The following is a 19,534-nucleotide window of genomic DNA, read 5'->3' on the forward strand; positions in this document are numbered from 1 at the left end:
CAGAAGGGACTGGAGGTCCTGAGGGGATCTTTCTGATGCCTTGCCGCGGCCCGCGCGGACCACTCACATGTATTCGCCGGGCAATTGGCTGGCTTGTTTCACCCAGGCCTTGAACTGGACCTCGTCGAGCGGTTCATCCTCGTGGATGTGCAGATTGCGCGTCTCCTGGCAATCCATAGCGAGCGGAGTCGCTTTGACCCCGCTGCGAACTCTAGACATGGCCTGGATGTGCCTGCCCGGTTCGGGCTACATAGGCAGCAGCTCCCCCGCGTTCGCATCCCTGGTGCCCGATGACACGCCCTGGCCTTCCGCTGCGCCTCCTGGTGTTCGCGACCCTGCTTGGCGGCGGCTTCGCGGTCGCGGAGGAATCCCCGGTGGGCGTCGCGGTGGACCAGCGCGAGGAGCCTCCGCGCAACTACGGCAACCTGCGCGCCGGGGCGTCCACCTCCGGCCGGCGCCCCAGCATCTGTCTGGAGTTGTCCCCGGTGGCGCGGCTGGGCGTGGAGGCCTGCGGCACGGGTTCGGGGTTCCTCCACCACGACCCGGAGCCGGAGATCGCCCACTTCCGCGCCAACCTGACGCTCACCTCCTGGAAGACGCGCCTCGGCTGGCTCCAACCCCGGCTGAGCGCCGGCTTCGCCGAGCTGCAGGTGGGTGAGGACAGCTCGGGCTTCGACTTCGGAGGCTCTGGCCCCACGGGCGTGGAGACCGCCGGGCCCGAGGTGGGCGCGTCCCTCCGGGCCCTGCTGCCCATCTCCTCCGGCTTCGAGTTCGTGGGGGAGCTGGGCTTCAGCGCCGCGTACTTCAACGCCGCGCCGCAGCTGATCAAACCGCAGGCCCGCTTCCAGCCGAGCGCCTCGTTCTCGCTCGGCGTTGGTTTCTGAGCCGCACCGGGCACTGAACCATGACCCTGGCGAGCCCTGGAACGAAGCGCGCGGTGGTGGGCTGGAGCATCTGCGTCAGCGTGGTGCTGGCGGCCGTGCTCGTTCCCTTCCTCCTCTTCGGAGAGCGCCTGGAGGCAGCCACCCAGGCCTTCCTGGAGGCGCGCCCTCCCGACTGGCAGGTGGCGCTCGTGCTGGGAGGCCTGCTGGCGGGGGACATCGTCCTGCCGGTGCCGTCCAGCCTCGTGGGCACGGCGTCAGGGGCGCTGCTGGGCTTCTGGGGCGGCCTGGCGGCGTGCTGGGTGGGAATGATGGTGGGCTGTGGCTGGGGCTACCTGCTGGGCGCCAGGGGCGGCGAGGCGGCCTTGCGGCGCACCCTGGGTCCGCTGGAACTCCAGCGTCTGTCCCGGCTGGCCGAACACCGGGGCCCCTGGTTGCTGATTGCCCTGCGCGGGGTGCCGATGCTGGCGGAGTCCTCCGTCCTCTTCGCCGGCGCCAGCCGCATGCCCCTGGGGAGCTTCCTCGCGGCCTGCGCGTTCTCCAACCTGGGCGTCTGCGCCACCTACGCGGCGGTGGGTGCCTTCTCCGCGCGACTCGGGTCATTCCTGACGTTGTTCGTGGGCATGGTCCTGCTGCCTGGACTCGCGCTCTGGTCGGTGCGGCGATTCCTACCCGGGCGTCCCGTAACCCAGACATCCCGGATGGACTGACGGCGGGCTTTGCCGCACTGCATGAATTTCCGGCAAGACTGTTTTTCGTCTGTTTAGACCTCGACGGCTTCACCCCTGGTGCGCTTAAGCTCCCGCACCAACGCCCGGCGCCTCGTCGGGTGCAACCGCATGGGGGAGAATGCCTTTGTCCGACAAACCGCGCATCCTGCTAGCCGTAGCACTCGGTGCCACGGGGCTGCTGGCCTGCCCAGCGACGTCGCTCATGGATTCGGGACCGCCTCCCGCCAAGGCGACGGCGCTCGGAGCCAGTGACTGCCAGGCGGACCTGGCCTGGCTCAACAGCGCCACGCTCCCCAGCGAGGTGCCGGGAAACAAGACGATCTGCAACTTCGAGCAGTTCATGTGGCAGAGCATGCTCGCGCTCGTCCAACCGGTCAGCGGCAAGCCCGACATGGTGCAATTCGAGACGTGGATGCCGTCCTACGGCATCTTCATCAAGGACGGGGTGCCGACGGCCTGGGGACAGGAGCCGCCCGTCTCCTGCACCCACGCAGCGAAGCCGGCGGCGGCCGGAGGCAAGACGCCCCGCCTCTACACCGACATCATCAAGCAGGCCGGGGCGGATCAGCCGCTGATCGATCTGAAAGGCGAGTTCGTCTACTACGGCATGTCCGTCAATCAGAGTACCTACACCATGCTGACGTCCTGTCAGCTCTACCAGGCGAACTGCGCGGGGCAACTCAAGCCCGGGAACAAGGGCATCGACATCATCCAGAAGTATCCGAACCTCGCGTACCCGGACACCGCCGTCGAGCTGAAGTCGAGCTGGATGGTGCTCGACGACGCGGCCGCCAGTTCGGGCCTCTACTACGTGGTTCCCGGACTGATCCAGGTCAAGGACAGCCCCTGCCGGCAGGTGAACCTGGGGCTGACCGGCATGCACATCGTGTCCAAGACGCCCAGCTTCCCGGCGATGATCTGGGCCACGTTCGAGCACCGCAACAACGCGCCCGATTGCAGCAACCTCTCGGCGGCGCCTCCGCTCGGCGGAGCGTGGAACTTCTACAACCCGGGCTGCACCGACTGCGTGACCAACACCTATCAACCGGGCAAGCCCGCCCAGGTCTGCCGCATGCACGCGCAGGGGGACTCGGCCATCGGCACCTTCCCCGGGGGCGTCGACTGTAGCGTCAATCCCAACCAGTTCGCCTGTCAGGACAAGACCCGCGCGATGCTCGCCGAGAGCACCCTGGCCATCAACGCCATCAACAGCAGTGTCCAGGCGCTGATCCAGGCCAACCCCAGCCGCATCAACAAGGTCTGGGCCAACTACGAGCTCGTCGGAAACGTGTGGACCGTCGGGTCCACGCTCCCTCCCTATCTGCAGGCCCAGCAGGGCTCGCTGTCCGCCGCCAATACGTCCATGGAGACGTTCGTCCAGAACGGCGTCGCGGCGGTGAGCAACCCCTACAACTGCTTGAGCTGTCACAACATGGCGGGCCCCACCGACGGCCAGAACCTGCCGCCCGCGGGCTTGAGCCACCTCTTCGACGAAGTCCAGATGCCCGGCGGGTGCACGAACGGCGCCCTGCCCGCCGCGTGCAGCCCCTACATCGGCGGCAACTAGAACCCTGAGGAGACCCCCATGAGCTACCTCGACACGCCTCGCATCAACTTCTCCGGTTCGTTCCAGGCCTCGCCCGCCACCATCAACAACACGCCCAACAACTACAACCCGGCGAACTACAACTCGGATTCGCTCAAGCCCGAAAACATCGAGCTCTACTGGGAGCCCAAGGGCGACAGCATCTTCGACCTGCTCAACTGCAAGGTGACCACCGTCGAGACGCCCGGCGGCGGGAGCGACTCGCTCGTGGGGGCTGGGGTCATCGCCCTGTACACAGGCTCACCGCCCAAGATGGTGGACCTGGACCCCATGCAGCAGAACGGCAGTGAGGTCTGGGGCTTCACCGTCATGATCGGTGACATCAGCGGCGCCTACGTCCAGGGCCTGTTCACGCCGGTCGCCTTCAATGGCATCTGGGGGAACTCGCAGGGGCCCAACACGCCCCGGAACTCCGCGAGCGGCTCCGCCGTCTACCAATCCACGCTCACGAACCTGAAATGGAACGCCGGCGATTCGGCGGTCCTCCAGGCGCTCCAGAAGGCGTCGCCGAACCGCCTGTCCATCCGCCTGGTGGTCAGCGCCCACAACAACGCCCCGCAGCTCTTCGCCTTCACCCCCGCCACCTTCCAGACGATGCAGGCACAGGGGGTGCCCCCCGCCATCCTGGACAAGCTCGCGAGCCTCCAGGACTACGTGATGAACGTGGACAGCACCGGCAAGCCGGTGGCTCCGGGGCGGGGCTACATCCCCACGCAGATGTACGTCAGCTCCCTGCTCGATCAGCTGTTGGGCCAGAGCACGGCGGAGCAGTACGGTCCGGCGATCCTGGCGGCGACCAAGCAGCCCTACCAGCCGTGGATCAACTACAGCACCCAGCAGCCCCTGCCCGAGCAGCCGCTCTATGACTTCAACTACGGCAAGCTCGTCGGCTCCGTGGGCCCGTGCCTGGATGGCGAGCCCACCTTCGCCGTGCCGGCGCGCACCCTGGCGCAGATCCAGAACCCGAATCCGGCCTTGAGCGCGTGGTGGGCTCAAGCGCAGCTCAACCTGGCGGGCTCCACGCCCTCGTTGACGCTCGACCTGGCCAATTCGTTGCCCGTCCGGTTGCCGGGGCGCCCGCTCTGGGCGGAGAAGCTGGGGACGTTGTCACTCGCCTACTACACGGGCTCCGGCTCCTCGAAGACGTACACCACCGTGGTCCCGTCGATTGACTACAGCAATCCCGATTTCATCGACAAGCAGTCCGGGATGCTGGTCGTCACGAACTTTGGCGGCGTCGACCCCCAGAGCCTCGCGAACCTTCCGCTCGCGATCCAGAGCACGACCAGCGCCGGCACCCAGACCCTGCTGGAGGAGAACTCCGAGGGACTGAGCCTTCGCGCGGACCAGTTCATCTACCGCATGAACCCGGGCATGCAGACCACGCCCACCTTCCGGCTTGGTGAGACCAACACCCTCAACCTCTACGTGCGCAAGTTCGGCCGCGTCGAGGGGACGGAGCAGTGGAAGATCGCCCTGAACACCCTCAGCCCGAGCGCCGCGGCCACCTACACCCTGAGCACCCTGGGCACGTCGGGCACCAATGGCATCAGCGAGTCGAACATCTCGACGCCCCAGGGCAAGCTGCAGCTGTCCTCGAATCCCGTGAGCGTCACCGGGGGCAAGGCCACCCTCACCCTCACCGGAACGGATCCAGGCAATCCACGCGGCTACGTGGACGGGCAGGTCTACTTCACCCAGTACACGTTCAGCCCCGCGGTCGCGGACTACAACCCGGACCCCAACGACCTCGTCAGCGTCCAGATCTACCAGCAGACGCCGATCACCGGCACGCCCTCGTGGGTCAATGGCATTGGAGACATCCTGCGGCAGTACGGGATGCTCTATCCCATCATGGGCCGCTTCCAGCTGTGGACGTATGAAGGCGTCATCGTCAACCGCGAGAAGATCCAGCGTGTCCTCGGCCTGGACATCAGCCAGCCGCTGCACATGCCGGTGAGCCGCGACCTGTCGGCCATCAAGCTCAAGCTCATCAATGACTGGTTCAACACGGGCATGCCCTACGGGCCCATGGGACCCGTGGGCGGGCCGGGGACCCCTTGGGACAACCTGCCGACGGTCAGTGGCTGGGGGCCCATGACGAGCCTCCTGGTGCGCTCGGGTGACATCATCGACGCCATCCAACCTGCCTACGGCTCCAATACCGCGCCCTTCGAGGGAGGCCCGGGTGGAAACGCGACCACGATCGACCTCACGGACGACGCGATCGTTTCGATGACGGGCTCCACGGGCACGTACTTCGGCATGACGCAGATCGCGCAGATCACCTTCAAGACCGCGCGGGGCAAGACCTACGGTCCCTTCGGGACGATGGGGAACGTGCAGGGCGCGAAGCCCTTCTCGCTCGTCGCGCCCACGGGCAGCGCGTTCCGGTCCTTCTTCGGGACGACGGTCGTGCACTCGGGTGGAACCACGTACATCGCCGCGCTGGGAGCCAACGTGCAGTTGCTCTGATACCGGACGAGGAGGGGCGTCAGCGGGGTCCGGCGGCCGTGAGTTCCATGAGCACGGCCTGCACCTGCTGACGCAACCAACCGTGCGCGCGATCAGGCTCGTGCCGCCGGTGCCATGCCGCCACGATGGACAGCACCGGGACGTTCACGGGCATCGGCAGGGTCTTGAGACGCAGCGCCACGAGCGCGGCGGCGCACATCTTCTCGGGCACCGCCACCAGTCCGGCGGGTGCGCGCTCAGGGCGCGAGCGTCGCGAGGAACTCGCGGATGGCGCGGCCGTGCTCCACGGGTTCCTCGATGTGGCCCATGTGACCGCTGTGCGCGAGCACGACGAGCCGCGAGCCCTGGATTCCTGCATGAGCCATGCGCGCCATCTTCTCCGAGCAGATGGCGTCCCGGGCGCCCACGAGGATGAGCGTGGGCGTCTTGACCTCATGCAGCCGGGGACGCACATCGAAGCTCGTCTCCCCGGTACTGAACGCGCCTCCTTCGGGTGGCACGGTCTGCCGGGGACCGATCCACATCTGGACCTGCTCCCGGTAGGCCGCGAACTCGTGGCCGCGGTGGGTCCAGTCGGCGAAGGTGAAAGGCATCGTCCGCTTCATGCCGGCGGTGGCGTCGGCGTCGGTCTTCTCTTCGCTGAAGGCCGCGAAGCCGGCGCTGGCCTCCGCGAACCACGGCTCATGTTCGAACCACTGGAGGTTCGACATGATGTCCCGGCCCAGCTCGCCGCCCGTCACCGGTGACGTGTCGTAGAGGATGAGCCCACGCAGGTGCTCCGGGTGCGTGAGCGCGTAGCCCTGAGCCACGAAGCCACCGTGCGAATGGCCGAGGAGCACCACCCGGTCCACGCCGAGCGCCGCGCGCACGCCCTCCACCGCCTTGACGTACGCCTCGATCGTGTAGCCGTTGGGGTCGGCGAGCCTGCCGGAGACACCCGTGCCGAACGGCTCGATGTAGACGACGGTGGCGACCTGCTCCACCTCCGGCATGCGGAGGGAGCCCCAGTCGCCCCCCGGCCCACCGGGGTGCGCGATGACGACCGGCCCGCTGCCGAACACGTGGAAGGCGACCGGGACGCCATCGACGACGGCCTGCCGCGCACGCGGCTCGGCGCCGGCTGCTGTCGCCGGGGGCCGCGGGCCGGTGGAGCAGGCCATGAACGCCAGGGAGAGGACGAGGACACCGGCGACCCGGTGGACGGGGGAGATCTTCATGGTGGAGCGTCCATAGCAGGTCGGTGCGCCGGAGATGCTGTCCCACCTGGAGCGCCTATAGTCTCGATTGACAACCTGAGCCCAGACTGTCAATCAAGTCCATATGGCCGTGGACCCGAAGTCACCCTCGAAGCCCCCGGATGATGCGCGGCGGCGCAAGCTGCTGGAGGCGTCGCTCGGGGTGTTTGTACGCTTCGGCTATCGCAAGACGTCGATGGAGGAGGTGGCCCGGGCGGCGGATGTGTCCCGCCAGGGGCTCTACCTGCACTTCGCCACCAAGGAGGAGCTGTTCCGGGCGGCGGTGGAGTACGCGCTCGGCAGCTACCTGGAGGCGGCGCTCGCGGCGCTGACGGAACCCGGGCGCCCGCTGGAGGCCCGGCTGGTGGCCGCGCTCGACGAGCGGCTGGGCTGCTACATCGGACAGATGGGAGGGGATGCCTCGGACCTCATCGAGACCAGCGGCGTCCTCACGGGCTCGCTCCTGGCCGACCATGACTCCCGGTTCGAGAAGGCCCTGGCCCGGGCGCTCTCCGACTCGCCGTTGATGGACGTCTATGCGTCCGCCGGACTCACCGCGCCGCAGCTCGCGCGGACGCTGCACGCCACCGCGCGCGGTTGGAAGCACACGTGCACCTCGCGCGAAACCTTCGTTGAACAAGTCACCGTCGGGGTGCGGATGCTGTTCGCGCCGCTGCGCCGGGGCCGCTGACGCGCCCTGCCCTGCCGTTCCCTCGTTGCTTGCCGCACGGAGGCCTCTCCCATGAGCGAAGCTCTACCTTTTGGTGCCCGTTCCACCGCGGATGAGGTGCTCGAAGGGGTCGACCTGAAGGGGCGCACCTTCCTGCTCACGGGCTGCAACGCCGGCCTGGGGGCGGAGACCCTGCGGGCGCTCACCTCGCATGGCGGACACGTCATCGGGCTCGCGCGTTCGCTTGAACAGGCGCGGGAGGCGTGTGCCCGGGTGGGAGGCTCGACGACGCCTGTCGCCTGCGACCTGGGGAACGTGGCCTCCGTCCTCGCCGCGGTGGAGACCGTCCGTGCGCTGGGCCGTCCGCTGGATGCCATCATCGCCAACGCGGGGGTGATGGCCCCTCCGAAGCTCGAGCTCCGGTACGGCGTCGAGCAGCAGTTCTTCGTCAACCACCTGGCCCACTTCCTCCTCGTGAACCGGCTGGTCGACCGGGTGCCGGACCGCACGGGCCGCATCGTGGTCCTCAGCAGCAGCGCGGGCGTCAACCAGGCCCCCCGCGAGGGCATCCAGTTCGACAACCTGGACGGGCATCGCGGCTACAAGCCCGTGGCCTTCTATGGGCAGTCGAAGCTCGCCAACGCGCTGTTCGCCCGGGAGCTGTCGCGCCGGCTCGCGGACCGGGGCATCTGCGTCAACTCCCTGCACCCGGGCGCGGTGCGCACCTCGCTCACGCGGAGCCTGGGCTTTCCGTTCACGCTCATCATTCCGGTGGCCCGGCTGTTCATGAAGTCCGTCGAAGCGGGCGCGGCGACGCAGACGTTGCTTGCCGCGAGCCCCCGCGTGGACGGCCTCACCGGGAAGTACTGGGCCGACTGCCAGGAGGCCCGGGGCCACAAGCTGCTGGACGATGCCGCGTTCGCCCAGCGGCTCTGGACCGTCTCCGAGGACCTGCTGCGCCCTCTCGTCAGCGCTCCGGGCTGAGCGCGGACGGCTCAGCGCCGCACGGGCCTGCCGGCGATCAGGTCGCGGTGCAGGGCCTCGCTCAGGACGAAGCGGCCTCAGCGTGCCGAGTCCGACCGCCCGTAGGAGGTATGCTTGATGGGCTCATTTCGCTGGGAGGCAACGGATGGACGGCACGTACAAGTCACTGCGCATCGAGAAGGGCGAGGGCATCGCCGAGGTGGTGCTCACGGGCCCGGGCAAGGGCAACGCGATGGGCCCCGACTTCTGGCGGGAGATGCCCGAGGTGCTCCGCGCGCTGGACGCCGACGACGCCGTGCGCGTGGTGTTGGTGCGCGGCGAGGGCAGCCACTTCACCTACGGCCTGGACCTGATGGGGATGATGGAGTCCCTTGGGCCGCTGCTCACGGGCGAGAGCAACCTGGCGCTGGAGCGCAGCCGGCTGCTCAAGCTGATTGGAGAGATGCAGCAGGCCACGGAGGGGGTGGCCCGGTGCAAGAAGCCCGTCATCGCCGCGGTGCATGGCTGGTGCATTGGCGGGGGCATGGACCTCATCGCCGCGTGTGACTTCCGGTATTGCTCGCAGGAGGCGAAGTTCTCCCTGCGCGAGGTGAAGGTCGGCATCGTCGCGGACCTGGGCGCGCTCCAGCGGTTGCCGCGCATCATCGGCGAGGGGAACACGCGCGAGCTGGCCTACACCGGCGGCGACGTGGACGCGGCGCGCGCGCTGCGCATGGGCCTGGTCAACGAGGTCTTCCCCTCCCCCGAGGCCCTGCTCACGGAGGCGCGGGCGACGGCGCGGCGCATCGCGGACAACCCGCCGCTCGTCATCCAGGGCGCCAAGCAGGTGATGGAGTACTGCGCGGACAAGTCCATCGCGGACGGGCTGCGCTACGTGGCGGTGTGGAACTCCGCGTTCCTCCAGTCGCTTGACCTGACGGAGGCCTTCTCCGCCTTCGCCGAGCGCCGTCCGCCCCGCTTCCAGGGGCGCTGACGCGCACGCGGTCGCTTCAAACAAGCCAACCCACCTGGAGCCACTCGATGAGCAGGTACGTCGTCAAGCTGAAGGCCCCCAAGGGGCAGACCGTTCCGCCGTTGCTCGCGCGCTTCGCGAAGTGGCTCGCGAAGCAGGAGTACGGCGCGTTCGGCGCCTTCGAGCTCATCTCGCCAAGGGTGCCCGGCGGGCTGCGCGACGCGTGGTGCTTCCTCTCGCTGCCCGAGGGCTCGCTGCTCGCGCTCGTCTCGACGGTGAAGCCGGCGCCCGTGGTGCTGTTCGATTCGGAGTCGGACGCGCTGAAGGTCGTCGCGCCCAGCCTCGAAGCCTTCCTGCTCGCGCTCGGCGCGGGAAGAACGCACCTGGATGATCTCGATGAGGGTGACGAGCGCGAGGCACTGGTCGCGTGGCTTGCCAAGGAGAAGGTCCAGGCGCCGAAGCCCGCGAAGTTCAACGTGAAGACGTACCAGCGCGACGCCACGCCCGCGCCCGTCGCGAGCGAGGGCGTGAAGAAGCTCGCGCCCCTTCCGCGAGGGCTCGTGTCGCTGCTGGGCAGGCATGTGAGCGACGCGAAGCTCGCGGCGGAGTTGAAGAAGCTGAAGCTGCCGGCGAAGCTGCCCAAGGCCCAGGGCAAGCTGAAGGACCCGAAGCGCGGCATCACCGTCAGTGTCGGGCGCGACGGAGTGATCCGCGAAGTGCACCTCGGCAAGAACTACGACGGTCCGCTCGCGTTCAAGCTGCCCTCGGGCGTGAACGACTTCACGGCGACGAAGCTCCTGGGGAAGCCCACGGGCGAGCTCAAGAAGAAGGACGGCGGCAAGATCTGGGAGAAGGCGCTCGATGCCAACCACGGCATCTACTTCTCACGCAGCCGCGGTCACTTCGACTGGTGGTCGGATCACCGGTTCTTCCTCAAGACGAAGTGAGCGGAGGCTCCGTCCCCTACGCCGCCACGGCCTCGGTGATGCTGAGCGCGGACGGCGTGGGGATGACGCGTGAGAGCCGCAAGCCCGCCTGGGCGAAGAGCTTGCGGAAGTCCTCCTCGGTGCGCTCCCGGCCGGGCAGCGAGGCCAGCATCATCACGTCGAGCACCTTGCCCCCGTGCGGCGCGCTGCCGGGCGGAATGACGGTGTCCACCACCAGCACCCGGCCGCCCTCGGCCATCGCGCGGCGGCAGTGGCGCAGGATGTCCACGCATACCTCGTCACTCCAGTCGTGGAGGATGCGCTTGAGGACATACGTGTCCGCGCCCGAAGGCACCGTCTGGAAGAAGTCCCCCTCCACCAGCTCACAGCGGCCGGAGAGGCCCGCCGAGGCGATGCGCGCCTCGTCCAGGACGTGCCGGTGGTCGAAGAGCACGCCCCGGAGCGACGGCGAGGCCCGGAGCGCTTCGATGAGGAAGCCGCCGTGGCCTCCGCCCACGTCCACCACCTGCCGGCAGGCGCTGAAGTCGTAGCTGCGCGCGATGGGGCCGTTCTCCAGGTCCGACAGGCTGGACATGCCCCGGTGGAAGGTGGCCCCCGCCGCCGCGTCGCTCGCGAGGTGGTCGAAGAAGGGCTTGCCGAAGATGCGCTCGAAGGCGTTCGTCCCCGTCCGCACCGTCTGCGTGAGCGCGCCGGCCGGTGCCCAGAAGATGTCCTGCGTGAGCATCAACACCGCGCTGCGCAGGGAGCCGGGGGCCTGGGTGCGCAGCAGGTCGGAGGCGGGGGTGAGCGCGAAGGTGCCGTCGTTGTCCTCCAGGAACACGCCCGCGCTCGCCAGCAACCGCAGCACCCGGTACAGCGCCGCCGCATCCGCGCCCACCTCTTCCGCGAGTCGGGCCGCGCTCTTCGGGCCCTGCTCCAGGCGGTCCGCGACTCCCAGCTCCGCCGCTGCCGCCAGCGCGCCGGAGAGGATGAAACCAAAACCAAGGTCGACGATGAGCTGCGCCGGATGGACGGTCGGTAGGGTCATCTCCGGGTCGTACTCCCGGTCAAATCCAGACGTCAACCCGCCGGAGTCAAGACAGCCCCGGCCCGCGGGGTCCACCGGATGACGCTACAGAACACCGTTGAACGGCATTAGGCTCATGTCATGAAGATCATCCCCGACACGAATCCGTCTCCCACGCAGCAGCTTCATTCGGCAATCACTGGCTTCTTCATCAGCCAGGTCATTGGCACCGTGGCCCGTCTGGGAATCGCGGACCTGCTCGCGGCAGGAGCCCGGGACAGTGATTCGCTGGCGGCCGAGCTCTGCGTCCACCCAGGCGCCTTGTTCCGGCTGATGCGGGGCGGCATCACCGCCGGCATCCTCGAGGCCGTCTCCGAGCGGACCTTCGCCCTGACCCCGATGGGCGAAGGGCTGCGCTCGAACGTCCCTGGCTCGATGAGGGACGTGGCCATCATGCTGAGCGACAAGTCGCACTGGTTGCCGTGGGGGCTGCTTCCCGAAGCGGTCCGCACCGGAAGGTCCCCGGTGCAAGCGGCCCTCGGCTCCGACATCTGGGAGCACCTCGCCCGGCACCCCGATGAGGCGAAGCACTTCGCCCAGGCCATGGGCAATCTGTCCGGCCTGGTGGCCAGCGAGCTGACGCAGCACATCGACTTCGCTCCCTTCGCCCGCGTGGCGGACATTGGAGGAAGCCACGGCGATCTGCTTGCACAGGTGCTGCGCGACCATCCCTCCTGCCGGGGCATCCTCTTCGACCTGCCCCAGGTCGCCGAAGGCGCGAAGCCGGTGCTGGAGTCCCGAGGCCTCGCCAGCCGGGTGGACGTGGTGGCCGGGAGCTTCTTCGAGCCCGGCATTCCCTCCGCCGAAGCCTACCTGCTCAAGCACATCCTCCATGACTGGGATGATGAGTCCTCCACCGCCCTGCTGCGCCAGCTCCACGCCGCGGCCCCCTCCGGCGCCCGGCTCTTCGTGCTGGAGTTGGTGATTCCGGACAACCGGAAGCCAGACTCATCCCACCTGATCGATCTCAACATGCTGGTGATCGCCGACGGGCGCGAGCGCACCGAGGACGAGTTCCGGGCGCTGCTCGCCGCGACGTCCTGGAAGGTGGAGCGCATCATCCCCACCCGGAGCGGGGCCAGCATCATCGAGACGGTGAAGGCCTGAGCGATTGAACCGGGGACGAAGCCGAATTGGCACACGTTGAAGCCGGTACTGATGGCCCAATGACGCGTGGGCAACGAATGCAAGAAGCGAATCCCTCTCATCCGGCGCAACGCACTACACTCCATGGCATTGACAGGCGCGGGCGCCTTTCCGGACCTCGCCCCTCGACAGGAGCGCCGTGCCATGGCCCTCGAGTCCCCTGCCCTCCGTGCAGTCATCCTCGGTTGTGCCCTGCTGTCGTCCTCCTGCTCCGACAAGCCGGGGCCCATGGAGCCCCCGCCTCCCCCCGCGGACCCCTGGGACGGGACGTATACGCCCCTGACCGACCCGACGGACTGGGTCGACCGGGGCGAGTACGCGCCCTGCGCGTTCACACCGCCCCCGGGGACGGCCGTCGACTGCGACGACCCGTCGCTCTTCGACCTGTCGAAGTGTGACACCGCCTCGCTCGCCACCCTGGATTCCCACGGCATCTACCAGGTGGACATGCGTCACGCCTCGGGCTTCGCGGACTTCGCTGGCATCCGGGTCCCCAAGGAGGGCGGCACCGCGACCATGAGCGTCCTCCCGATGCAGAGCACTCCGGTCACGCGGCAGCAGCTCCAGGGAGGCTTCCTCTTCTCCGCGCGGTACACCTTCCGGGACACCGTCCGGAGCCTGGTCTTCGCGGGCTGTGGCGTCACCGGCCCCGGGCTGGTGACGGGATGCTTCGCCCGCTGCGGCAACGGCAAGGTCGGCTCCTCGGGCACCTTTGAAGCCGCCCGGATGACCTGGGGACGGGGCGAGTCTGAATCCTCGGGAGGGCTGCGCCTGCTCTCCGAGACCCATGTCCAGACGGTGCGCCCGGTGGATGTGTATGTCCACCGCGGCCACGCCTATGTCGTCTCCATTGACGACCGGTTCACCCAGGCCCCGGGCGGGCTCGCGGTGGTCGACGTCCGTGACCCGAGCCATCCCGTCATCACGAAGCGGATCTCCCTCCCGGGGGACTCATATTGGAACGCGGCCTGGGCCAAGGACGACGCGCTCTACATCGCCAGCAAGAGCTCGGGCGTCATCGTCTTCGATATCACCCACCCCGGGGACCCTGCCTTCGTGCGCAGTGTGCCCGGCCGCGGCCCCCTGGATGTCCACACCCTGTTCGTGGAGGGCCACCGGCTGTACGCCGTGTCACCGGGCCCCGCGCCCACCGGCGAGACGCTCATCTTCGACATCTCCACGCCGCTCCAGCCCGTCCTGCTCAATCGCTTCGTCGCCGCCGACACGACGTCCGCGTTTCCCTCGGCGCACGACTCCTTCGCCTACCAGGACCGGCTCTACGTCAACCACTACAGCGCGGGCTACGTCGTCTTCGACGTGAAGGACCCGATGAGCCCGCGGGAGCTGGGCCACTACACGTTCGAGTCCGACAACAGCTTCGCGACGAGTCACGCGAGCGCGGTGAGCACCTTCGCGGGGAAGACCGTCGCTTTCGAGGGCGGTGAGTACCAGGGCGCCCACCTGCGCGTGCTGGACGTCACGGACCCCACGAACATCCAGCTCATGGGCCGCTACAAGCTGCGCCCGCAGACCTCCATCCACAACCTGATCCTCAAGGACAAGCGGCTCTACCTCGCCTACTACCAAGAGGGGCTGCGAGTGCTGGACGTCTCCATTCCCACCCAGCCGCGCGAAGTCGCCTACTTCAACACGTTCCGCGAGTCCGACATCAACCGGGGCGATGACCTGCTCGAAGGCGCCATTGGCATCCGCGTCCCCGGAGACGGCTACGTGTACGTCGTGGACACCTCACGGGGACTGCTCATCTTCAATGAGCCCTGACCCAGCACTACACTTTCTAGATTTACATTTTAAACATGATTCTGACAGCATTCTCCCACGGGCCCTCGTGAGCGTCTCGCGAGCCCGCTGGGAGGCACCATGAAGAACGCGTCACGAATGAATGGGATGTGGCGGTGGATGGGAATGCGCGGGACGGCGCTCGCGGCCGTCGTGCTCACGCTCGGCTGTGGAGGCGCCCCCGAGGAGCAGCCGGCGGATGCGCTCCCGGAAACCCAGCAGGCCGCGCTCACCGCCACCGGCGACTTCGACGGTGACGGCACCACCGACCAGCTCACCACCAGCCTGACGGGCATCTCCATCTTCCACCCGTCGAAGGGGACGACGAAGTTCTACGGCTTCACCGGAAGCTTCGCCGTCAACAACACCTCCATGGATCTGGACGGGACGGTGGGACTGGAGGTGGTGGTCGTCACCAGCGGCGGCATCAGCGTCATCACCGACAAGAAGGGGACGTCGCAGTTCTATTCCTTCTCCGGCAACTTCTCGATCGTGAACGTGAGCGACACCGACGGGGTGGCGGGCGCGGAGATCGTCACCGCATCGCTTGGCGGCGTCAGCGTCATCCGGCACCGGAGCGCCAGCAGCTACTTCTATCCGTTCTCCGGCACGTATCAGATCAACACGGTGGTCGACACGAACGGCGTCGCGGGCGCGGACATCGTCGTGGTGGCCAAGAACAGCACCAGCCAGGGCATCTCCATCATCCACGACTCGAACCGCACCTCGCAGTACTACGCCTTCAGCACCAACTTCACCATCACCGCGGCGTGTGACTCGGACGGGGTCGCGGGCGCTGAGCTCTTCATCTCGACGTCCACGAACAAGTACATCCTCAAGGACCGGACCGGTCAGACGACGACCACGACCCAGACGGGCTGCTGAAGCCGGACAGGGCTGCGTCTCCCCTCCCCGGGTAACGCGCCAGGCCTCGTGCGCCCCACGCGGTGGGGCGCGGCGGGTTGCGCGAAGCGGCCCGGCAGGTGTCTGCTGCCGGCCCCATGTCACGCAACACGCAGTGGAAGGTGGCCGGCTTCGGTGTGTCGGCCCTGGTGCTCGTCACCGCGCTGGTCCTCGCCAACGGAACGCACGAGGCTCCTGGAGCGCTGTCTCCAGAGCTGAGCGACCGGGATGACTTCGCCCAACAGGCCCTGGCGGCCCTCCGCGCCGCGGACCCCACGGGCGAGCTGAAGTACGACCCGGAGCGATTCCTCATCCAGCGCTACTCCCCGGACGGCGGCCTGGGGATGTCCCTCTTCCTCACCAACTTCCACCGCGAGTACCAGGCCACCCCGCCCGAACGGCGCGGCGAGGTGCTCGCGCGATTGGGGCGGGCAGGCGTGCTCCCGGAGGCCCCGGCCACCTATGCGCAGGCGCGTCCACAGCTGCGGCTGGTGGTGCGCGCCCGCGACACCTTCGAGCAGTTCTCCCAGCAGGCCGGTGGGTCGGCGCCGGTGTCCTGGCGGCCGGTGGGCGAGGTGCTGGCGGAGGCGCTCGTCCAGGACACCCCGGACGCCATGCGCTACGTGCCCATGGAAGAGCTGGCGCGGTGGGGCATCTCCTACGAGCAGGCCCGCGCGGATGCGATGACCAACCTGCGGCGTATGGACACCGTGCCGCTCAGACACCTGACCCTGGGCGCCTGCGTGCTCGCCACGAATGACAGCTACGGCGCCTCGCGGCTGCTGCTGGAGGACGTGGTGCGAGGCTGCGAGGTCAAGGGCGAGCCCGTGGTGCTGGTGCCCAACCGGGACACGCTGCTCATCACCGGCTCCGAGGACGCCACGGGCCTGCTCTCGGTGGCGGAGGCGGCCGTGGAGGGCATCCGTGCGCCGCGCCCCGTGGACGGGCACGCGCTGCGCCTCACCGCCGACGGATGGAAGCCCTTCCTCCCCGAACCGCGGAGCCCGTCGCGGAGCATCCTGGAGAACCTCGCGTTCGCCAGCCGGGTGCGCGGCTACGAGGAACAGACCGAGCGGCTCCGGCAGCAACAGGAGCAGGAGCACAGCGGCGTCTTCGTCGCCAGCTTCATCCCGGAGAAGGACGCCCGGGGACGCTTCTTCGGTCAGACCCTCTGGTCCAACGACGGCGAGTCACTGCTCCCGCGCGCGGACGTCATCCTCTTCATGGACGCGGCGCTGGGCCCCGACGCGCCGCCGGTGGCCTCCGTCCGCTGGGACCTGGTGGTGCGCGACGCCGGAACGCTGCTGATGCCCGAGCTGGGGGTGTACCCGGAGCGCTACCGCGTGCAGGGCTTTCCCTCGGAGGAACAGCTCCAACGCTGGAAGGCGGATCCGACGGCCATGGACGTGCCCTGACGCCGAGCCGTCCGTGCGCGTGACGGGCGCATGCCGCGGAAGGCGGTATGCTCACGCGAGGCCCCCGACCCGGAGAACGGCCCTTGGCCCTCATCCCCCTCTACAAGCCACAGGACCTGGTGAAGAAGGCCGCGACGCAGGCCGTCTTCCCAGCCCTCATGGTGGCGCCGCCTCCGTCCCAGCAGCGATCGCTCGTCGGGCTGAAGCGCCTGATGCATGACCGCAACCTGGACCCCAAGGGACTGGAGGCCACGGTCTACGACACCCGGGGCTGTGTGCTCAGCGGGGCGCTGCACGAGGCCGCCGACCTTTCGCAGAACACCCACACCATCACCGAGCCGGGCACCGGCGTCATCTTCAACGGGGACCACAACCTGCTGGCCCTGTTGGTGGGCGGACCCGTGGTGGCGCAGTCCTTCAACATCTACTACCTGCACTGGGGCTTCGACAGCACCCACTGCGTGCGGCTGGGCGCGGACGCGAACTACTTCGTCACCGCCGCCCTCCAGGGGTGCTCCATCTTCGTCACCGGCGACCCCACGTCGCCGACGGTGTACCACCTGAACGCGAACGCGGCGGGGGCGAACGCACCCAACGACGCGGCGAGGTACCAGGCGAAGGTCCAGGTGATGGAGGCCCGCTTCAACGCCGCCCGGAAGGTCATGGGCGGCAACCAGCAGTCGTCGGCCTCCGCATCGATGCTGGACTACATGCCCGGCATGCTGAGCGTGGCGGGCACCGCCCAGCTCGAATACGACCACGGCGTGAGCGGCACCTCCTGGCACCACGTGGGCACGCATGCGTTCCGGTCGTTCTGGAAGGTGGATCAGGACGAGCTGATGCAATTCGGTACCGTGTTCGGGGTGCGGAAGGAGGGGCGCTGGTCCTTCTACTTCCAGAAGCGCAGCCGCCATGAGTACCGCTACAAGACGTGGATGTCCGGCAGCGCCCGCCATGCCGAATGGACCGCGGAGTGCCGCCGGTTCTGGCCCGCTTGAGAGGGTTTAGGGCGGAGGCCCTGTGCGCCTTTCTCCGAACACCAACAGCCAGCATGTTCGCTTCGATGATGCCGTAGAGTGGTCACATGAGCTGGAAGGCCTCGTGGCTGCCCTGTCCGGCCGTGTCCCCGGGCTGGACATTCCTTCCCTGGGAAACAACCCGGCCGCGGTCCTGGGTGCGTATCCGATGGGATGTGTCCCCGAAGGACACGGGACAAGGGCTCCCGGAGGCCACGGCATGGCGGATGGAACTGTCATTCAAGGGAGGGCGGTTCGCCGCGCGTTGATGCGGGTGGCCCTGGCGCTGGCGCTCACCCTGGCAGCAGCCTGCCCACCTACCGATCCTCCTCCCACGGACGGCACCGCTGACGCAGGGGACGTGACGGACGCGGGCCCCGAGGACGCCGGAGTGCCGGACGCGAGCGTCGGCTGCGCGCTGCCCGCGCCCCAGGCCCCGGAGGCACCGTGGGCCAGCCGCTGTGATGCCACGGTGCCTGCGGACACGTGTGCTTCGTTGGTGCTGCCGGCGGCCGGCCCGGTGCCTCCCGCAGAGCGGTGGTGCGAGGACTCGGCCCGCCTGCTGTGCGCGGCCGGAGTGGACGCCGGCACGGTGGAGCCCACGGCCGAGTCCGGCTGCGTCGAGCGTGAGCAAATGAATTGCGCGTCCCGCTTCCCGCTCGTGAGCCGGGAGGCGGGCTATCTCACGTACTGGCCCGAAGCCGCGTCCGCGTGCCTTTCGGGAGATGTGAACCCGTCCTCCACGGTGTGCGGCTGTGCCTTCGTGCGCGCTTCGGTGGGAGGGGCCTGCGGCATGGATGCCCACTGCCGCACGGGCTACTGCCTCAAGGATGCAAGCGATGCGGGCGTCTGCGTCGCCTGTCCGGAACGGCGTCCCGTGGGCAGTCCCTGCGGCCAGGTGGGGGACGCACCGTGTGACGAACACGGCTCCTGCGCGCAGGGGTGCTGCGTGCCGCGGCCCGACGTGGGAGAGGCTTGCAGCTTCGCGAAGCCCTGCGACCCGGACACGTCGTCCGGCTGCCGTCCCCTGTCCCATGAGGACACGGCGGGCGTCGGCACCTGCCGTGCGTACAGGCAGGACGGCGAGACGTGCGGACAGGACACCCGGTACGAATGCGGGTTCCTGCCGGCCCCACTCTGCGACCTGGGGACGTGCGTGCCGGGCCGGGTCTGCACCTTCGTGAGCCCGGATGCCTCGGTTCCCAGACAGTGCCAGCCGGAAGGCGTGCGGTGCGATGCACGGGGCATTGGCTGCGGCCCCGGCCAGCTCTGCCCCGGCCCCAACGGCCTCTGCATCGCGCCCGATTCGCTCAGCGAAGGGGAGGCCTGCACGGGCCCCGGCCAATGCGCGGAAGGCCTGCTGTGCGACAAGGGGGTGGCGGGCACCGGCGTGTGCATCACGGCGGGCCCGGGCGAGTGCCGCTACGACGTGGAATGTCCCTGGGCCGAGCGGTGCCTCGACGGGCACTGCACGGAGGGCAAGGCCCTGGGGGCGGCCTGTGACAAGCCCCAGGACTGCGCGAAGTACCTCATCTGCGCGCGCGGGGAGGATGGAGGCGCGACCTGCGCCCCGCAGCCGCGCCTGGGCGAGCGCTGCCGCTTCACCGGGCCGGACGGAGGCGCCCCCTCGTGGCAGTACCTCTGCCTCACGGGCAGTTGCAGCAGCAAGACGGGCCTCTGCGAGTAGCCCGCGCGTGCGATGGCCCG

The 19,534-nt window shown here is 68.6% G+C and carries 17 protein-coding genes; 14 read left to right on the forward strand and 3 right to left on the reverse strand.

Annotated elements, in window-relative coordinates; all coding sequences use genetic code 11:
- The first annotated feature begins 290 nt into the window (after window positions 1–290).
- The 4 genes from D7X32_RS01785 to D7X32_RS01800 all read left to right on the forward strand — a co-directional run bounded on the left by D7X32_RS01785 (window position 291) and on the right by D7X32_RS01800 (window position 5,693).
- Complete coding sequence (locus D7X32_RS01785; RefSeq protein ID WP_120600742.1) at window positions 291–884, forward strand: hypothetical protein; 594 nt, start codon at window positions 291–293, stop codon at window positions 882–884.
- A gap of 20 nt (window positions 885–904) precedes the next feature.
- Window positions 905–1,591, forward strand: coding sequence for a TVP38/TMEM64 family protein (locus tag D7X32_RS01790; protein WP_120600743.1), 687 nt, complete (start codon window positions 905–907; stop codon window positions 1,589–1,591).
- Between the two features lie 223 nt (window positions 1,592–1,814).
- Window positions 1,815–3,179: a hypothetical protein gene (locus D7X32_RS01795; RefSeq protein ID WP_120600744.1), complete on the forward strand. Its 1,365-nt coding sequence runs from the start codon at window positions 1,815–1,817 to the stop codon at window positions 3,177–3,179.
- Window positions 3,180–3,197: 18 nt separating this feature from the next.
- Window positions 3,198–5,693: a jacalin-like lectin gene (locus tag D7X32_RS01800; RefSeq protein WP_120600745.1), complete on the forward strand. Its 2,496-nt coding sequence runs from the start codon at window positions 3,198–3,200 to the stop codon at window positions 5,691–5,693.
- Between the two features lie 19 nt (window positions 5,694–5,712).
- Here the strand turns inward: D7X32_RS01800 and D7X32_RS01805 are convergent, their stop codons facing one another.
- Together D7X32_RS01805 and D7X32_RS01810 are read right to left on the reverse strand one after the other, a co-directional pair.
- A complete protein-coding gene (locus D7X32_RS01805; RefSeq protein ID WP_147449975.1) occupies window positions 5,713–5,904 on the reverse strand; it encodes a type 2 periplasmic-binding domain-containing protein in 192 nt (63 codons plus the stop codon).
- Between the two features lie 25 nt (window positions 5,905–5,929).
- Window positions 5,930–6,910, reverse strand: a complete 981-nt coding sequence (locus D7X32_RS01810; protein ID WP_120600747.1) for an alpha/beta fold hydrolase — start codon at window positions 6,908–6,910, stop codon at window positions 5,930–5,932.
- 109 nt (window positions 6,911–7,019) lie between these two features.
- Here D7X32_RS01810 and D7X32_RS01815 point away from each other — a divergent pair, with 109 nt between their 5' ends.
- The 4 genes from D7X32_RS01815 (at window position 7,020) to D7X32_RS01830 (ending at window position 10,481) form a co-directional block, all read left to right on the forward strand.
- Window positions 7,020–7,619, forward strand: coding sequence for a TetR/AcrR family transcriptional regulator (locus tag D7X32_RS01815; RefSeq protein ID WP_158625579.1), 600 nt, complete (start codon window positions 7,020–7,022; stop codon window positions 7,617–7,619).
- A gap of 51 nt (window positions 7,620–7,670) precedes the next feature.
- Window positions 7,671–8,582, forward strand: a complete 912-nt coding sequence (locus D7X32_RS01820; protein WP_120600749.1) for an SDR family NAD(P)-dependent oxidoreductase — start codon at window positions 7,671–7,673, stop codon at window positions 8,580–8,582.
- Between the two features lie 145 nt (window positions 8,583–8,727).
- Window positions 8,728–9,555 carry a crotonase/enoyl-CoA hydratase family protein gene (locus D7X32_RS01825; protein WP_120600750.1) on the forward strand — a complete coding sequence of 276 codons (828 nt, stop codon included), beginning with the start codon at window positions 8,728–8,730 and terminating at the stop codon, window positions 9,553–9,555.
- 47 nt (window positions 9,556–9,602) lie between these two features.
- Entirely contained in the window at window positions 9,603–10,481 is an 879-nt protein-coding gene (locus tag D7X32_RS01830) for an SMI1/KNR4 family protein (RefSeq protein WP_120600751.1), read from the forward strand.
- Window positions 10,482–10,497: 16 nt separating this feature from the next.
- On the opposite strand, the gene D7X32_RS01835 is transcribed toward D7X32_RS01830, so the two are convergent.
- Complete coding sequence (locus D7X32_RS01835; protein WP_120600752.1) at window positions 10,498–11,508, reverse strand: methyltransferase; 1,011 nt, start codon at window positions 11,506–11,508, stop codon at window positions 10,498–10,500.
- A gap of 120 nt (window positions 11,509–11,628) precedes the next feature.
- Here D7X32_RS01835 and D7X32_RS01840 point away from each other — a divergent pair, with 120 nt between their 5' ends.
- The 6 genes from D7X32_RS01840 (at window position 11,629) to D7X32_RS01865 (ending at window position 19,514) form a co-directional block, all read left to right on the forward strand.
- Window positions 11,629–12,654: a methyltransferase gene (locus tag D7X32_RS01840; protein WP_120600753.1), complete on the forward strand. Its 1,026-nt coding sequence runs from the start codon at window positions 11,629–11,631 to the stop codon at window positions 12,652–12,654.
- Between the two features lie 183 nt (window positions 12,655–12,837).
- The gene (locus D7X32_RS01845) at window positions 12,838–14,475 is read left to right on the forward strand and encodes an LVIVD repeat-containing protein (RefSeq protein WP_120600754.1); all 1,638 of its coding nucleotides are present in this window, start codon (window positions 12,838–12,840) and stop codon (window positions 14,473–14,475) included.
- Window positions 14,476–14,613: 138 nt separating this feature from the next.
- A complete protein-coding gene (locus D7X32_RS01850; protein ID WP_147449976.1) occupies window positions 14,614–15,378 on the forward strand; it encodes a PA5033 family protein in 765 nt (254 codons plus the stop codon).
- A 116-nt stretch (window positions 15,379–15,494) separates the two neighbouring features.
- Complete coding sequence (locus D7X32_RS01855) at window positions 15,495–16,811, forward strand: DUF1444 domain-containing protein (RefSeq protein ID WP_120600756.1); 1,317 nt, start codon at window positions 15,495–15,497, stop codon at window positions 16,809–16,811.
- Window positions 16,812–16,894: 83 nt separating this feature from the next.
- Complete coding sequence (locus D7X32_RS01860) at window positions 16,895–17,809, forward strand: hypothetical protein (protein ID WP_120600757.1); 915 nt, start codon at window positions 16,895–16,897, stop codon at window positions 17,807–17,809.
- A gap of 238 nt (window positions 17,810–18,047) precedes the next feature.
- Window positions 18,048–19,514: a hypothetical protein gene (locus tag D7X32_RS01865; protein WP_147449977.1), complete on the forward strand. Its 1,467-nt coding sequence runs from the start codon at window positions 18,048–18,050 to the stop codon at window positions 19,512–19,514.
- Window positions 19,515–19,534 lie beyond the last annotated feature (20 nt).

The sequence above is a fragment of the Corallococcus carmarthensis genome (assembly GCF_003611695.1).
Lineage (GTDB): Bacteria > Myxococcota > Myxococcia > Myxococcales > Myxococcaceae > Corallococcus > Corallococcus carmarthensis.

Bases quoted from the DNA above. Each gene is read 5' to 3' on its own strand.
- D7X32_RS01795 (WP_120600744.1), top strand. From the start codon at position 1,815: ATGGATTCGGGACCGCCTCCCGCCAAGGCGACGGCGCTCGGAGCCAGT.
- D7X32_RS01790 (WP_120600743.1), top strand. From the start codon at position 905: ATGACCCTGGCGAGCCCTGGAACGAAGCGCGCGGTGGTGGGCTGGAGC.
- D7X32_RS01785 (WP_120600742.1), top strand. From the start codon at position 291: ATGACACGCCCTGGCCTTCCGCTGCGCCTCCTGGTGTTCGCGACCCTG.
- D7X32_RS01865 (WP_147449977.1), top strand. From the start codon at position 18,048: ATGGCGGATGGAACTGTCATTCAAGGGAGGGCGGTTCGCCGCGCGTTG.
- D7X32_RS01800 (WP_120600745.1), top strand. From the start codon at position 3,198: ATGAGCTACCTCGACACGCCTCGCATCAACTTCTCCGGTTCGTTCCAG.
- D7X32_RS01845 (WP_120600754.1), top strand. From the start codon at position 12,838: ATGGCCCTCGAGTCCCCTGCCCTCCGTGCAGTCATCCTCGGTTGTGCC.
- D7X32_RS01825 (WP_120600750.1), top strand. From the start codon at position 8,728: ATGGACGGCACGTACAAGTCACTGCGCATCGAGAAGGGCGAGGGCATC.
- D7X32_RS01855 (WP_120600756.1), top strand. From the start codon at position 15,495: ATGTCACGCAACACGCAGTGGAAGGTGGCCGGCTTCGGTGTGTCGGCC.
- D7X32_RS01840 (WP_120600753.1), top strand. From the start codon at position 11,629: ATGAAGATCATCCCCGACACGAATCCGTCTCCCACGCAGCAGCTTCAT.
- D7X32_RS01850 (WP_147449976.1), top strand. From the start codon at position 14,614: ATGGGAATGCGCGGGACGGCGCTCGCGGCCGTCGTGCTCACGCTCGGC.
- D7X32_RS01820 (WP_120600749.1), top strand. From the start codon at position 7,671: ATGAGCGAAGCTCTACCTTTTGGTGCCCGTTCCACCGCGGATGAGGTG.
- D7X32_RS01810 (WP_120600747.1), bottom strand. From the start codon at position 6,910: ATGAAGATCTCCCCCGTCCACCGGGTCGCCGGTGTCCTCGTCCTCTCC.
- D7X32_RS01830 (WP_120600751.1), top strand. From the start codon at position 9,603: ATGAGCAGGTACGTCGTCAAGCTGAAGGCCCCCAAGGGGCAGACCGTT.
- D7X32_RS01835 (WP_120600752.1), bottom strand. From the start codon at position 11,508: ATGACCCTACCGACCGTCCATCCGGCGCAGCTCATCGTCGACCTTGGT.